Origin of the sequence: Bacillus sp. FDAARGOS_527 (assembly GCF_003812125.1) — a bacterium.
GTDB lineage: Bacteria > Bacillota > Bacilli > Bacillales > Bacillaceae_G > Bacillus_A > Bacillus_A paranthracis.
In genome coordinates this window covers 4522755-4537055 of record NZ_CP033795.1, presented here as the reverse complement: position 1 = coordinate 4537055, position 14301 = coordinate 4522755, and the positions used below count along the sequence as shown (strand labels likewise).

General features: G+C 37.0%; 15 protein-coding genes and 4 tRNA genes. 18 read left to right on the top strand and 1 reads right to left on the bottom strand.

The window, feature by feature from the left end; genetic code table 11:
- Window positions 1-166 precede the first annotated feature (166 nt).
- Window positions 167-928, top strand: coding sequence for a sporulation initiation inhibitor protein Soj (gene soj / locus EGX95_RS26265; protein WP_000516114.1), 762 nt, complete (start codon window positions 167-169; stop codon window positions 926-928).
- Window positions 921-1772, top strand: coding sequence for a stage 0 sporulation protein Spo0J (gene spo0J / locus EGX95_RS26260; RefSeq protein WP_001051837.1), 852 nt, complete (start codon window positions 921-923; stop codon window positions 1770-1772). The genes soj and spo0J overlap by 8 nt, the downstream gene beginning before the upstream one ends.
- A 20-nt stretch (window positions 1773-1792) precedes the next feature.
- Here the strand turns inward: spo0J and yyaC are convergent, their stop codons facing one another.
- A complete protein-coding gene (gene yyaC / locus EGX95_RS26255) occupies window positions 1793-2389 on the bottom strand; it encodes a spore protease YyaC (RefSeq protein WP_001020720.1) in 597 nt (198 codons plus the stop codon).
- A gap of 258 nt (window positions 2390-2647) precedes the next feature.
- Here yyaC and EGX95_RS26250 point away from each other — a divergent pair, with 258 nt between their 5' ends.
- The 16 genes from EGX95_RS26250 to walR all read left to right on the top strand — a co-directional run bounded on the left by EGX95_RS26250 (window position 2648) and on the right by walR (window position 14300).
- Entirely contained in the window at window positions 2648-3529 is an 882-nt protein-coding gene (locus EGX95_RS26250) for a mechanosensitive ion channel family protein (RefSeq protein ID WP_000365104.1), read from the top strand.
- A gap of 20 nt (window positions 3530-3549) precedes the next feature.
- Window positions 3550-3747: a DUF951 domain-containing protein gene (locus tag EGX95_RS26245; protein WP_000436051.1), complete on the top strand. Its 198-nt coding sequence runs from the start codon at window positions 3550-3552 to the stop codon at window positions 3745-3747.
- A 115-nt stretch (window positions 3748-3862) separates the two neighbouring features.
- Window positions 3863-4963, top strand: coding sequence for a redox-regulated ATPase YchF (gene ychF, locus EGX95_RS26240; protein ID WP_000524669.1), 1101 nt, complete (start codon window positions 3863-3865; stop codon window positions 4961-4963).
- 191 nt (window positions 4964-5154) lie between these two features.
- A complete protein-coding gene (gene rpsF, locus EGX95_RS26235) occupies window positions 5155-5445 on the top strand; it encodes a 30S ribosomal protein S6 (RefSeq protein ID WP_001233779.1) in 291 nt (96 codons plus the stop codon).
- A gap of 26 nt (window positions 5446-5471) precedes the next feature.
- Window positions 5472-5993 carry a single-stranded DNA-binding protein gene (ssb, locus tag EGX95_RS26230; RefSeq protein ID WP_000981967.1) on the top strand — a complete coding sequence of 174 codons (522 nt, stop codon included), beginning with the start codon at window positions 5472-5474 and terminating at the stop codon, window positions 5991-5993.
- Between the two features lie 45 nt (window positions 5994-6038).
- Window positions 6039-6272 (top strand): 30S ribosomal protein S18, encoded by a 234-nt coding sequence (gene rpsR, locus EGX95_RS26225; protein ID WP_000918873.1) that lies wholly within the window; start codon window positions 6039-6041, stop codon window positions 6270-6272.
- Window positions 6273-6352: 80 nt separating this feature from the next.
- Complete coding sequence (locus tag EGX95_RS26220; protein ID WP_000799147.1) at window positions 6353-7288, top strand: YybS family protein; 936 nt, start codon at window positions 6353-6355, stop codon at window positions 7286-7288.
- 78 nt (window positions 7289-7366) lie between these two features.
- Entirely contained in the window at window positions 7367-9340 is a 1974-nt protein-coding gene (locus EGX95_RS26215) for a DHH family phosphoesterase (RefSeq protein ID WP_001113897.1), read from the top strand.
- A complete protein-coding gene (gene rplI / locus EGX95_RS26210; protein WP_000864231.1) occupies window positions 9337-9783 on the top strand; it encodes a 50S ribosomal protein L9 in 447 nt (148 codons plus the stop codon). The genes EGX95_RS26215 and rplI overlap by 4 nt, the downstream gene beginning before the upstream one ends.
- A 27-nt stretch (window positions 9784-9810) precedes the next feature.
- Window positions 9811-11172 carry a replicative DNA helicase gene (gene dnaB / locus EGX95_RS26205; protein ID WP_001286244.1) on the top strand — a complete coding sequence of 454 codons (1362 nt, stop codon included), beginning with the start codon at window positions 9811-9813 and terminating at the stop codon, window positions 11170-11172.
- 215 nt (window positions 11173-11387) lie between these two features.
- Window positions 11388-12677 (top strand): adenylosuccinate synthase, encoded by a 1290-nt coding sequence (locus EGX95_RS26200; RefSeq protein ID WP_000100224.1) that lies wholly within the window; start codon window positions 11388-11390, stop codon window positions 12675-12677.
- 140 nt (window positions 12678-12817) lie between these two features.
- Window positions 12818-12893 (top strand) — tRNA-Lys (locus EGX95_RS26195).
- Between the two features lie 13 nt (window positions 12894-12906).
- Window positions 12907-12978 (top strand) — tRNA-Glu (locus tag EGX95_RS26190).
- A gap of 21 nt (window positions 12979-12999) precedes the next feature.
- Window positions 13000-13075: transfer RNA gene (locus tag EGX95_RS26185), tRNA-Asp, on the top strand.
- Between the two features lie 41 nt (window positions 13076-13116).
- A tRNA-Phe gene (locus EGX95_RS26180) sits at window positions 13117-13189 on the top strand.
- A gap of 403 nt (window positions 13190-13592) precedes the next feature.
- The gene (gene walR, locus EGX95_RS26175) at window positions 13593-14300 is read left to right on the top strand and encodes a cell wall metabolism DNA-binding response regulator WalR (RefSeq protein ID WP_000971872.1); all 708 of its coding nucleotides are present in this window, start codon (window positions 13593-13595) and stop codon (window positions 14298-14300) included.
- Window position 14301 lies beyond the last annotated feature (1 nt).

The following is a 14301-nucleotide window of genomic DNA, read 5'->3' as shown; positions in this document are numbered from 1 at the left end:
CCTATTGGATAGGTCTCTTTTACTATATTTTCTTGTTAGATGAAGAAGGAGTTTACAAATAAATTTTGAAGTTTAATAAGGACGTAAAAGAAAAACTTTTATTTCATGTTACAATAAACGTAATTGTTACTAGAATAAGATAGAAAGGTTGAAAGTAGGTGACATCATGGGAAAAATCATTGCTATAGCCAATCAAAAGGGTGGCGTTGGAAAAACAACAACATCTGTTAATTTAGGGGCTGGATTGGCACAAGTAGGTAAAAAGGTCCTTCTTGTAGATATTGATGCTCAAGGAAATGCAACGACGGGTGTGGGAATTGAAAAATCCGAATTAGATCAATGTATTTACAATGTTCTTGTGGAAGATGCAGATGTTCAAGGGGTTATACAGAAAACCGCAACTGAAAACTTAGATGTTCTACCCGCTACAATTCAATTAGCAGGTGCTGAAATTGAATTGGTACCGACTATTTCCCGGGAAGTACGTTTGCAAAGGGCATTACAGCCAGTTCGTGATGAATATGATTATATTATTATCGACTGTCCCCCGTCCTTAGGGTTATTAACGATTAATGCATTAACTGCAGCAGATTCTGTTATTATTCCTGTTCAATGCGAATATTACGCACTAGAAGGGTTAAGTCAGCTATTAAATACAGTTCGACTTGTGCAAAAGCACTTAAATAAAAATCTAGCAATTCAAGGCGTATTGCTAACAATGTTAGATGCCCGTACAAATTTAGGGATTCAGGTTATAGATGAAGTGAAAAAATACTTTAGAGATAAAGTATACCGTTCGATTATCCCTCGTAATGTTCGTTTGAGTGAAGCACCAAGTCATGGGAAACCAATTATGCAGTATGACGCTAAATCAAGAGGGGCAGAAGTATATATAGATTTAGCAGAGGAAGTGATTGCAGGTGGCTAAAGGGTTAGGAAGAGGAATCAATGTATTTTTTCCTGATTTAGATGTGAAAGAAGAAGAGACAATTCAGGAGATTACGATAACTGAATTAAGGCCGAATCCATATCAACCACGTAAACACTTTAATAAAGAGGCGATTCAGGAATTATCGGCCTCTATTAAAGAGCACGGCATATTACAACCGTTAATTGCTAGAAAGAGTATTAAAGGATATGAAATTGTTGCAGGTGAAAGAAGATATCGTGCTGCTAAAGAGGCGGGACTCGAAAAAGTACCTGCCGTTGTAAGGCAATTAAACGAGCAGCAAATGATGGAGTTTGCATTGCTTGAAAACTTACAACGAGAAGATTTAAATCCAATGGAAGAAGCAATGGCATATCAAATGTTAATGAATGAGCTAAATGTGACGCAAGAACAATTAGCAAAACGTCTTGGTAAGAGTAGACCTTACATTGCAAACTATACGCGGTTATTGAGCCTCCCTTCTTTTGTTCAAGATATGATTGCAAATGGTCAACTTTCAATGGCTCATGGGAGAACCTTGCTTACGATAAAAGATGAAGAACAATTGAAAGCTTTATTGAAACGAATTGAAAAAGAAGGATTAAATGTTCGGCAATTAGAGAAAATTGTTCAGGAGATCAATCAACGCGTTTCACGTGAAACAAAACAAGTGAAAAAAGAGAGAAACATATTTTTCATAGAGCGCGAAACGTTCTTAAGAGAAAAGTTTGGCACAGATGTGAAAATTAAAGAAACGAAAAAAGAAAAAGGTAAAATCGAAATTGAGTTTTTTAATAAAGAAGATTTAAATCGTATTTTAGAATTATTAGCGCAGAAAAACTAAAAAGCAAACCATCTTATTATTTATAGATGGTTTGCTTTTTTTAATGCACATATTTTTTGATCCGTTTCTTTTATGCTCTGTGCGATTACGTCAGCCATTTTCATGACTAAACTTAATCTTGTATTTTGCAGAACGAAAAACTCCATAAAACCATTTAAATTTACGATGCCATGAATATGTAAATCACCAACTGCAGGTAATTTCTTATTCATTGCAGCTCCAGGTTTACTAGGTCCCATTCCTGTAGTGATGGAACCAATACTTTGAGATTTCCCTAAACATGCATCAACCGCAATTATAAATGAAGTAGGATTATCTTTCTGTATATTCCGAATTTTTTCTTCTAAATTTAGCGCATGTACCGGATCATCTAGTGTGCCGAATACTTGGAAGTTTTTAATTCCTACTTGTTCTAGTTTCGTACCAACTAACGGACCGAGTGCATCTCCTGTAGAACGATCTGTTCCGATACAAACGAGAATAATTGGTATATGAGTTTTAATAGGGATATGAGAAAGTAAGAAGTTACTAATTGTCTCGGAGGCTTCTAAATCTTGGTGCATAACATTTTGAGTTTCTTTTTCGAAAAAAGGTAAGCGAAAACTTCCAATATTCATGAAGCACCCATCCTTTTAATAAATTTTCAAAATATGTTATATGGTGAGTAAAATGGAAAACTATAAGTGCGTACTCGCTGTAAAATTTAAGTGAGAACGGAAATAATAGTACTAGTATATATATATTCGTTCCATTTTATACCTGCATGGCGGTTAACAAATAGAATTAAAGTCATAAAATTTTTTCAGCAATTAGGAGACTTCTGATACAATAAGAAGGATAACTAAAAAGAAATTTTGGCTGAGAGGTAGAGGTACATGGATTTATTAACGAAGTGGTTTAATGCTACGAAACAGTATTTATTAGATGCTGATCGTTGGGCTCATATTGGAATTGCGACATTAAAAATATGTATCATTTTAACAATTGGTGCAATTGTAGTGCGAATTGCAAGAGCGGTTGTACGAAATGCGTTTCGTATGGGAAGTCGTTCTCCAATTCAAATTTCAGAACGTCGTACAGTTACAGTAGCGAAGTTACTTGAAAATATTGTGGCATACGTTGTTATGTTCATTATGTTAATTGCGATTTTAGGTGTGTTTAATATTAATGCATCAGGTTTATTAGCCGGTGCTGGGGTAATTGGTTTAGCAGTCGGATTTGGTGCTCAAAGTTTAGTGAAAGATGTTATTACAGGGTTATTTATCTTGTTAGAAGATCAATTTTCAGTTGGTGACTATGTGAAAATTGGTCAGTTTGAAGGTGTCGTTTTAGAAATTGGACTTCGTACAACGAAAGTGAAAAGTTGGACAGGTGAAATTCATACTTTACCAAACGGAAGTATCGTTCAGGTTACCAACTATTCAGTTAGTAATAGTGTAGCATTTGTTGACGTATCTATTTCGTATGAGGCTGATATAGCAAAAGCAGAGCAAGTCATTGAAGAATTATTAGAAGAATTACCTGCACAATATGAGCAAATGGTAACAACGCCTCAGTTATTAGGCGTGCAAACATTAGCTGCATCAGAAGTTATATTACGTGTTATTGCAGAAGTAGAGCCGATGCAACATGCAGTTATTGCAAGGGCACTTCGTAAAGAAATTAAAAATCGTCTAGATTTACATGGTATTGAAATTCCATATCCACGTATGGTTTTATATAATCGTGAAGAGTTAGTGAGTGGAAAAGCAATTTAATATGGAGAGGGGTTTGGAGAATGGAGCAAAAGCAGTATAACTTGTACGATGTTGTGGAAATGAAGAAAGCCCACCCATGTGGGGAGAATCGTTGGAAGATTATTCGTATGGGAATGGATATCCGCATTAAGTGCGAGGGATGTGACCATTCAGTAATGATTCCTCGAAGAGAGTTTGATCGTAAGGTGAAAAAAATACTTGTGAAGCACGAAGAATAGAGAGAAAGTAACAGTTACAGTGGGTAGCTGTTACTTTTTTTCGTTTGGAGGAAACTTGTCATTTTTTTCGTTACTATCTATAATGATGAAAGATTGAGACATAGGAGTGAAAAATATGGGATTAACGGCTGGGATTGTTGGATTACCTAACGTAGGGAAGTCCACTTTATTTAATGCAATTACACAAGCAGGAGCAGAATCTGCAAACTATCCATTCTGTACAATTGATCCAAACGTAGGAATTGTAGAAGTACCAGATGAGCGTTTAAATAAATTAACGGAATTAGTAGAACCGAAAAAAACTGTTCCGACTGTATTTGAGTTTACTGATATTGCAGGTATCGTAAAAGGCGCGAGTAAAGGTGAAGGTTTAGGAAATAAATTCTTATCTCACATTCGCCAAGTAGATGCAATTTGCCAAGTTGTGCGTTGTTTTGAAGACGAAAATATTACGCATGTTTCAGGTAAAGTAGACCCAATTGATGATATTGAAACAATCAACTTAGAGCTAATCTTAGCAGACTTAGAATCTGTTGATAAACGTATCGAACGTGTTGCGAAATTAGCAAGACAAAAGGATAAAGAAGCGGTATATGAGCATGAAATTTTAGTACGTTTAAAAGAAGCTTTTGAAGAGGGTAAACCAGCTCGTACTGTTGAATTTACAGAAGAGCAAATGAAGATTGTTAAAGGTCTTCATTTACTGACAACGAAAGAAATGTTATACGTAGCAAACGTAAGCGAGGACGATGTTATCGATCCTTCTGAAAACAAATACGTACAAATGGTAAAAGAATTTGCTGCAAATGAAAATTCTCAAGTAATCGTTGTATGTGCAAAAATCGAATCAGAAATTGCTGAGCTAGACGAGGAAGAGAAAAAAGTCTTCCTTGAAGAACTGGGCATTGAGGAATCTGGTTTAGATCAATTAATTCGTGCTGCATATGATTTATTAGGACTTGCTACTTACTTCACAGCAGGTGTGCAAGAAGTACGTGCATGGACGTTCAAACAAGGTATGAAAGCACCACAATGTGCCGGCGTAATTCATACAGACTTTGAGCGTGGATTTATTCGTGCAGAAACAGTTTCTTACGAAGACTTAATGACAAACGGTTCTATGACAGCTGCAAAAGAAGCTGGTAAAGTTCGTTTAGAAGGAAAAGAGTATATCGTAAAAGACGGAGACGTTATGCATTTCCGTTTCAACGTTTAATTTAATATTTCCTAGGAAAAATAAAGATATGAACTTGGCAAATATATTATGTGTTTGCCAAGTTTTTTATGTATGGGTGAGTTGATTCATCTAACTTACTATGATATAATCTAAACTCGTGAGTAATTACTATAAATTAATTGCTCCTTGCCCATTACGGGCCGTTTAGACCAAAAGGAGGTGAAAGTGTAATGAGAAAGTACGAAATTATGTACATCATTCGTCCTGGCGTTGAAGAAGAAGCTCAAAAAGCTTTAGTTGAACGTTTTGCAGGTGTTTTAACAAACAATGGTGCAGAAATCATTAACACGAAAGAGTGGGGTAAGCGTCGTTTAGCTTACGAAATCAACGACTTACGTGAAGGTTTCTACATGATCTTAAACGTGAATGCTAACGCAGAAGCGATTAACGAATTCGATCGTTTAGCTAAGATCAACGAAGATATCCTTCGTCATATCGTTGTTAAAGAAGAAGAAAAATAATTGATATATAAGGGAGAGTGGTTCGATTGATGAATCGTGTTATCCTCGTTGGTCGTTTAACTAAGGACCCTGACTTACGTTACACGCCCAATGGTGTTGCAGTAGCTACTTTTACGTTAGCTGTGAATCGCGCATTTGCGAATCAACAAGGTGAGCGTGAAGCTGACTTTATTAATTGTGTAATATGGCGTAAACAAGCAGAAAACGTAGCAAATTATTTGAAAAAAGGTAGCTTAGCAGGCGTAGATGGGCGTCTTCAAACTCGTAATTACGAGGGACAAGATGGTAAACGTGTATATGTAACAGAAGTTCTTGCGGAAAGCGTACAATTTTTAGAGCCGCGTAATGGCGGTGGGGAGCAACGTGGTTCATTTAATCAGCAACCATCAGGAGCTGGTTTCGGTAACCAAAGCTCTAACCCATTTGGTCAATCTAGTAATTCAGGCAACCAAGGTAACCAAGGAAACTCTGGATTTACGAAGAATGACGATCCATTTTCAAATGTAGGTCAACCGATCGACATTTCCGACGACGATTTACCGTTCTAATACAGTAAATTTGTTAGTTTTAACAAAGAATGGAGGGAAATAGACATGGCAGGACGCAAAGGTGGACGTGCGAAACGTCGTAAGGTGTGTTTCTTCACAGCTAACGGCATCACTCGCATCGATTATAAAGATGTTGATTTATTAAAACGTTTCGTTTCTGAGCGTGGTAAAATTTTACCTCGTCGTGTAACAGGAACAAGCGCAAAATACCAACGCAAACTTACAGTTGCAATTAAACGTGCTCGTCAAATGGCACTTTTACCATATGTTGGTGAATAATAGCGTATGAAATGCACAGTAGAGTCGGACTCTACTGTGCATTTTGCTATGCTTTTCTTTTTTGAAAGAGAGGTTAGATGATGAAAAACACAAAATTTATTACTGAAGGTGCAGCGTTGTTAGCGATATATGCAATGCTATTGCTTATATCTATGTATGTTCCAATTTTAGGTGCAGTTGTAACGTTTGCATTGCCGTTGCCATTTATATTGCTAACGATAAGATATAAATTATCCAGTGCCTTTGTAATTTTTACGGCGGCGCTTTTTATTACTGTTATCGTCAGTCAACCGATGAACTTAGTAAAGACAACTATGTTTGGGTTGATAGGCATCGTTTTAGGGTATATGTATAAAAAACAAAAAAAGCCGGTAGAAATTTTGATGGCAGGGACGCTTGCTTACTTAATTGGTATTATGCTCATTTATGTTGCAAGTATAAAGTTTTTTAACATAGATTTAATGAAGCAAATGCAAAATATGTTTAATGAAAGTATGACGCAAAGTGAAAAGATAGTTACTGCTGCGGGTATGCCGATTAGTAAAGAGCAAAAAGAGCTATTTGCACAATTTAATGATGTGTTACAAACATTATTCCCGAGTTTACTTGTCATGGTCTCAGTATGTTTTTCATGGATTACAGTTATGATATCAAGTAGTGTTTTGAGAAAGCTAAAACATGGTGTCATACCTTGGCCTAAATTTAAAGATATACAATTACCGAAAAGTATTGTTTGGTATTACGTTATATTTATTTTGCTATCAACTTTTATAAAAGTAGAACCGACATCATATTTACATATGGTATTTTCTAACCTATATGTCATATTTGCTTTACTACTCGTGCTGCAAGGTTTGACGTTTATTGCTTTTCTGGCGCATAGCAAAGGTTTTACGAAAGGGGTTCCTATTATTAGTTTTATCGCCTGCATGTTTATCCCGATGCTGTTTCCTCTTGTGACAATCTTAGGTATAATTGATTTAGGGATTTCATTGCGTTCTAAAATAGGAGGATAAAATAATATTCCTTATACTATTTTAATCTGTATTACTAACTGGAAGATAAGTTAGTTTTACTTTATAGGAGTTGTATACATGCCTGAATTTTATAAGAAACAGTGGTTTTTATATCCTGTTTACGTATTGGCATTTTTTGTGTTTGTGCTCATTTCAATCCTCTGTTATTTTCATTTACTAATGGGGATAGTCTCCTTCTTTATTTTTTGTATCGTCCTTTTTGTTGTTGTACGATTTGAACTTACTTTCCAAAAGAATTTTGAAAAACATACGACAGATATGATTACAAGGGTAAAGAAAGTGAGTAATGAGGCATTTAACCAGATGCCGATTGGTATTTTGTTATACAATAAGGATTATGGGATTGATTGGGCAAATCCTTATTTATCTTCATGTCTGGGGCAGCATGCATTAGCTGGATGGCACCTTTATGATGTATCAGAAACGTTACTTCTTTTTATTAAGGGAGAAACATCCGATGATATAGTCTCTTTAAATAATCGAAAGTTTCGTGTCTTTGTAAGGAAAGAAGAAAAGTTAATTTATTTCTTTGATGTAACAGAACAAACAGAGATTGAAAAGATGTACGAGGATCAACGTACTGTTTTAGCTGTTATTTATTTAGATAATTATGATGAAGTTACACAAGGATTAGATGATCAATTACGTACGAATATAACAAGTCTTGTGACATCCCGTCTAAATGAATGGGCCGTTAAGTATGGGGCATATTTAAAACGTGCATCTTCGGAAAGATTCTTCGTTGTACTAAATGAAAGTATTTTAGCGCAGATGGAGAAAGGGAAATTTAGTATTTTAGACCAAGTACGTGAAGAAACATCCAAAAGAAATATACCACTTACATTAAGTGTAGGTGTTGGATCAGGTGATTTACCTTTATCCGAGCTTGGGGCGATGGCTCAATCAGGTCTAGACCTTGCGCTTGGGCGTGGTGGAGATCAAGTAGCTATTAAACAAGCGACAGGTAAAGTTAAGTTTTATGGTGGTAAGACAAATCCGGTGGAAAAACGTACTCGTGTACGTGCCAGAGTGATTTCGCATGCATTAAAGGATTTAGTATTAGAAAGTAGCAATGTCATTATAATGGGGCATAGGGCTCCTGATATGGACGCAATTGGTGCTGCGATTGGTATTTTAAAGGTAGCGCAATTAAATGAGCGCAAAGGATATATTGTGCTCGATGAAAATGATTCTGATAAGGGAATTAAGCGTTTAATGGATAAAGTGAAACAAAATGAAGAGTTATGGTCTCACTTTATTACACCAGAACAAGCGATGGAATTTGCAAATGATGATTCATTACTTGTTGTTGTTGATACGCATAAGCCTTCAATGGTGATGGAAGAAAAGCTGTTACGCAAAATTGAAAATGTAGTTGTTATTGACCATCATCGCCGAGGAGAAGATTTTATTGAAGATCCATTGCTTGTTTACATGGAGCCATACGCTTCTTCCACGGCGGAACTTGTTACGGAATTACTTGAATACCAACCGAAAAATTTAAAAATGACAATGTTAGAAGCAACAGCATTATTAGCAGGTATTATTGTTGATACGAAAAGCTTTACATTCCGGACAGGTGCTCGTACGTTTGATGCTGCTTCTTATTTACGCTCACATGGTGCAGATACTGTACTTGTACAAGAGCTTTTAAAAGAAGATATGGATCAGTATTTACGGGTTGCAAAAGCTATTAAAAATGCGTACATTTATAAAAATGGAATTGCGATTGCAAAAGTTGATAGCGATGATTACTACGATCAAGTGCTTATTGCGCAATCAGCGGACACATTATTAACAATGACAGGAATTATTGCATCATTTGTTATTGCAAAACGTGGCGAGAATTTCATTGGAATTAGCGGCAGGTCTTTAGGTGAAGTGAATGTGCAGCTAATTATGGAAAACTTAGGTGGTGGCGGGCATTTAACGAATGCAGCCACACAAATGAAAAATGTTACAGTAGATGAAGCTGAGGAGAAGCTTCGATTTGTTATTGATGACTATTTACAGGGAGGCACACAATCATGAAAGTAATTTTTCTAAAAGACGTAAAAGGTAAAGGGAAAAAAGGGGAAGTAAAAAACGTACCAGATGGTTATGCAAATAACTTCTTACTAAAACAAGGATTAGCTGCTGAAGCGACGAATAGCAGTATGAAAACTTTAGAAGCTCAAAAGCGCAAAGAAGAAAAAGATGCAGCAGCAGAGCTTGAAAATGCAAAACAATTAAAAGAAACGTTAGAGAAATTAACTGTAGAATTAAAGGCTAAATCTGGAGAAGGTGGCCGTCTATTCGGTTCAATCACAAGTAAACAAATCGTAGATGCAATGCAAAAATCTCACAATATTAAACTTGATAAGCGTAAATTTGAAATGGATGATGCAATTCGTGCATTAGGCTATACAAACGTTACTGTGAAATTGCATCCGCAAGTAACAGCAACAGTAAAAGTTCATGTTAGTGAACAATAAAACTAAGTTAAGCAAGGAGGATTGCGTATGAGTGATGTAATGGCTGATCGTACCCCTCCGCATAATATAGAAGCTGAGCAGGCAGTCTTAGGTGCTATATTGATTGATCAGGATGCGTTAACATCGGCATCGGAACTATTAGTACCTGACTCATTTTATCGAACGAAACATCAAAAGATTTTTGAAGTCATGCTTGGTTTATCTGATAAGGGGGAGCCAATTGACTTAGTAATGATGACGTCAGCAATGGCTGATCAAGGATTACTAGAAGAAGTTGGTGGGGTTTCTTACTTAGCAGAATTAGCAGAAGTTGTTCCGACTGCTGCTAACGTAGAGTATTATGCAAGAATCATCGCTGAAAAAGCACTGTTACGTCGTTTAATTCGAACGGCGACTCATATTGTGTCTGATGGATATGAGAGAGAAGATGATGTGGATGGTCTTTTAAATGAGGCTGAGAAAAAAATATTAGAAGTATCTCATCAGACGAATGCGAAAGCATTCCAAAATATTAAAGACGTTCTTGTAGATGCTTACGATAAAATCGAACTTTTGCATAATCAAAAAGGTGAAGTGACCGGGATACCGACTGGATTTACTGAATTAGATAAGATGACGGCAGGGTTCCAGCGAAATGATTTAATCATCGTGGCGGCACGTCCGTCGGTAGGTAAAACGGCATTTTCATTAAATATCGCACAAAACGTAGCGACGAAAACGGATGAAAATGTAGCGATTTTTAGTCTAGAGATGGGTGCTGATCAGCTTGTTATGCGTATGCTTTGTGCAGAAGGGAATATTGATGCACAAAGACTTCGTACCGGATCGTTAACTTCTGATGATTGGGCGAAATTAACGATGGCAATGGGTAGCCTTTCTAATGCTGGTATTTATATTGATGATACGCCGGGGATTAAAGTAAATGAGATTCGAGCAAAATGTCGTAGATTAAAACAAGAACAGGGTCTTGGTATGATCTTGATTGACTACTTACAGCTTATTCAAGGAAGTGGGAAATCAGGAGAGAACCGTCAGCAGGAAGTATCTGAGATTTCTCGTACACTAAAAGGGATTGCGCGTGAATTACAAGTTCCTGTTATTGCCTTGTCACAGTTATCTCGTGGTGTAGAATCTCGTCAAGATAAACGTCCGATGATGTCTGATATTCGTGAATCGGGAAGTATCGAGCAGGATGCCGATATCGTAGCCTTCCTATATCGTGAAGATTACTATGACCGAGAAACGGAAAATAAAAATACGATTGAAATTATTATTGCAAAGCAGCGTAATGGTCCAGTAGGCTCAGTAGAGCTCGCATTCGTTAAAGAGTTCAATAAGTTCGTTAACTTAGAACGTCGTTTCGAAGATGGACATGCGCCGCCGGCATAACGATAGTATAAAAAAGAAACGCATTTCTTATAATAAGATGTGTTTCTTTTTTTTTATAGAAAAGATAAGGCTTTCATAGTGTGAAAATATAATTCTTACGAACGAAAAAGTTTTTTGATAAAAAAATGTTCGCTTTTTGGTTGACTTCTTTTTCGGTTTTGGTACAATTATATTGTTTGAATAGATCGTTTGAAAATTGCGGAGGTGCTTTAATAATGTCTTCAGTAGTAGTTGTAGGAACACAATGGGGCGACGAAGGAAAAGGTAAAATCACTGATTTTCTTTCTGAGCATGCGGAAGTAGTTGCAAGATATCAAGGTGGAAATAACGCAGGACATACAATTGTTTTTGGCGGAGTTAAATATAAATTACACTTAATTCCATCTGGTATTTTCTATAAAGAGAAAATTTGTGTAATCGGAAACGGCTTAGTAGTAGATCCGAAAGCATTACTTGAAGAGTTAAAATACTTACACGATCGTGGTGTAAGTACTGATAATTTACGCGTAAGTAACCGTGCGCACGTTATTTTGCCTTATCACTTAAAACAAGATGAGTTAGAAGAAGCAAGTAAAGGTGATAACAAAATCGGTACAACGAAAAAAGGTATCGGTCCTGCATACATGGACAAAGCTGCTCGTATTGGTATTCGTATGGCTGATCTTTTAGACCGTGAAGCATTTAAAGAGAAGCTTGAGCGCAATTTAGCACAAAAAAATCGTTTGTTTGAAAAAATGTACGATACAGAAGGTTTCAGTGTAGAAGAAATCTTCGAAGAGTACTTCGAGTACGGACAACAAATCGCGCAATATGTGTGTGATACGTCTGTTGTATTAAATGATGCATTAGATAATAATCACCGTGTATTATTTGAAGGTGCACAAGGTGTTATGCTTGATATCGACCACGGTACGTATCCGTTCGTTACATCTTCTAACCCAATTGCTGGTGGTGTAACAGTTGGAACTGGAGTTGGCCCTGCAAAAGTTACTCGCGTTGTAGGTGTATGTAAAGCATATACAAGCCGCGTAGGTGATGGTCCGTTCCCTACTGAGCTTCATGATGAAATTGGTCATCAAATTCGTGAAGTTGGTCGTGAGTATGGAACGACAACTGGTCGTCCACGCCGCGTAGGTTGGTTTGATAGCGTTGTTGTAAGACATGCGCGTCGTGTTAGTGGTTTAACAGATTTATCATTAAACTCTATCGACGTTCTAACTGGTATTCCAACTCTTAAAATTTGTGTTGCTTACAAATACAATGGCGAAGTTATCGATGAAGTTCCAGCAAACTTAAACATTTTAGCGAAATGTGAGCCTGTATACGAAGAGCTTCCAGGTTGGACAGAAGATATTACTGGTGTAAGATCATTAGACGAACTTCCTGAGAATGCAAGAAAATACGTAGAACGTGTTTCTGAGTTAACAGGAATTCAATTATCTATGTTCTCAGTTGGACCAGATCGTAATCAAACGAATATCGTTCGTAACGTATACGAAGCTTAATTGATATTTTTAAGAAAAAACTCATGTCCGCATGAGTTTTTTCTTGTTTTTTATAAAAAATAAAAAAAGGTATTGCAAAAAATAAATAAAACATGTTATGATACATCTTGTCGTCACGAAAATATGACGTTGGTGAGTATGAGCCATTAGCTCAGTTGGTAGAGCATCTGACTTTTAATCAGAGGGTCGAAGGTTCGAGTCCTTCATGGCTCACCATTTTATTTTTCGTGGCCCGTTGGTCAAGTGGTTAAGACACCGCCCTTTCACGGCGGTAACACGGGTTCGAATCCCGTACGGGTCATGTTTTTTTATGTTCATTTTTGGTCCCGTGGTGTAGTGGTTAACATGCCTGCCTGTCACGCAGGAGATCGCCGGTTCGACCCCGGTCGGGACCGCCACTTTTGTTTATACCACCATTAGTGGTTTTATATATAGTTTTGGCTCGGTAGCTCAGTCGGTAGAGCAGAGGACTGAAAATCCTCGTGTCGGCGGTTCGATTCCGTCCCGAGCCACTCTCAGGATATTAAGTGGGCCCACTTAATATCCTTTTTATTTGTGTAATTTTACAAAATTGAGTAGTTATTTTAAAATAGAATGAGGAGCCTCTAGCAGTTGAAGCTAGAGGTTTTTCTATAGATCGTATAGGATTCCGTGTAAAAGTGGATTATACATGAGTCTGTGAGAATAGAGGAGAAAGTACTTAAGCAAAAGATGTGGTCATATAGGGACATACTATGTAGACATCAATGTGTTTAAGGATATTGACCATATTTTTACCCTGTTATTTACCGGGCAGTAAGACCCCCACCTTAAAATTCAACGAAAGCAAAGAAGTTAGGTGGGAAGCGAGCTGCCCGTAAAAGCCCGATTGGTGAGGGCTGATTAAAGTTTCACTTTATAAGGAGGAAATAGACGATGATGGGAAAGAAAATTTTAGTAGTTGATGATGAAAAGCCGATTGCAGATATTTTGAAGTTCAACCTAGAAAAAGAAGGTTTTGAAATTGTAATGGCGCACGATGGTGATGAAGCAATTGAAAAAGCGACTGAAGAACAGCCAGATATGGTTTTATTAGATATTATGCTACCAGGTAAGGATGGCTTAGAGGTTTGCCGTGAAATACGTAAAAGCTCAGAAATGCCGATTATTATGCTTACAGCGAAGGATTCTGAAATCGATAAAGTATTAGGACTTGAGCTTGGGGCAGATGATTATGTAACGAAGCCATTTAGTACGAGGGAATTACTTGCTCGCGTGAAGGCGAATTTACGTCGCCATCAGCAAGGTGGTGCGGCAGAGAAAGAAGAAAATACGGAAATGGTTATTGGACCAATTGTTATTAATCCAAATGCGTATAGTGTAACGAAACGTGAGGAAAATATTGAGCTTACACACCGTGAATTTGAGTTATTACATTATTTGGCAAAACATTTAGGACAAGTTATGACACGTGAACATTTATTACAAACAGTTTGGGGTTATGATTATTTTGGAGATGTACGTACAGTGGATGTAACAGTACGTCGTCTACGTGAAAAAATTGAAGATAATCCAAGTCATCCTACATTAATTGTCACTAGACGTGGAGTAGGGTATTACTTGCGTGACCCAGAGCAGGAATAGT

What these genes read in the sequence shown, in the direction of transcription:
- soj (WP_000516114.1), top strand. Translation starts at nt 167, where the DNA reads ATGGGAAAAATCATTGCTATAGCCAATCAAAAGGGTGGCGTTGGAAAA.
- yyaC (WP_001020720.1), bottom strand. Translation starts at nt 2,389, where the DNA reads ATGAATATTGGAAGTTTTCGCTTACCTTTTTTCGAAAAAGAAACTCAA.
- EGX95_RS26250 (WP_000365104.1), top strand. Translation starts at nt 2,648, where the DNA reads ATGGATTTATTAACGAAGTGGTTTAATGCTACGAAACAGTATTTATTA.
- EGX95_RS26245 (WP_000436051.1), top strand. Translation starts at nt 3,550, where the DNA reads ATGGAGCAAAAGCAGTATAACTTGTACGATGTTGTGGAAATGAAGAAA.
- ychF (WP_000524669.1), top strand. Translation starts at nt 3,863, where the DNA reads ATGGGATTAACGGCTGGGATTGTTGGATTACCTAACGTAGGGAAGTCC.
- rpsF (WP_001233779.1), top strand. Translation starts at nt 5,155, where the DNA reads ATGAGAAAGTACGAAATTATGTACATCATTCGTCCTGGCGTTGAAGAA.
- rpsR (WP_000918873.1), top strand. Translation starts at nt 6,039, where the DNA reads ATGGCAGGACGCAAAGGTGGACGTGCGAAACGTCGTAAGGTGTGTTTC.
- EGX95_RS26220 (WP_000799147.1), top strand. Translation starts at nt 6,353, where the DNA reads ATGAAAAACACAAAATTTATTACTGAAGGTGCAGCGTTGTTAGCGATA.
- EGX95_RS26215 (WP_001113897.1), top strand. Translation starts at nt 7,367, where the DNA reads ATGCCTGAATTTTATAAGAAACAGTGGTTTTTATATCCTGTTTACGTA.
- rplI (WP_000864231.1), top strand. Translation starts at nt 9,337, where the DNA reads ATGAAAGTAATTTTTCTAAAAGACGTAAAAGGTAAAGGGAAAAAAGGG.
- dnaB (WP_001286244.1), top strand. Translation starts at nt 9,811, where the DNA reads ATGAGTGATGTAATGGCTGATCGTACCCCTCCGCATAATATAGAAGCT.
- EGX95_RS26200 (WP_000100224.1), top strand. Translation starts at nt 11,388, where the DNA reads ATGTCTTCAGTAGTAGTTGTAGGAACACAATGGGGCGACGAAGGAAAA.
- walR (WP_000971872.1), top strand. Translation starts at nt 13,593, where the DNA reads ATGATGGGAAAGAAAATTTTAGTAGTTGATGATGAAAAGCCGATTGCA.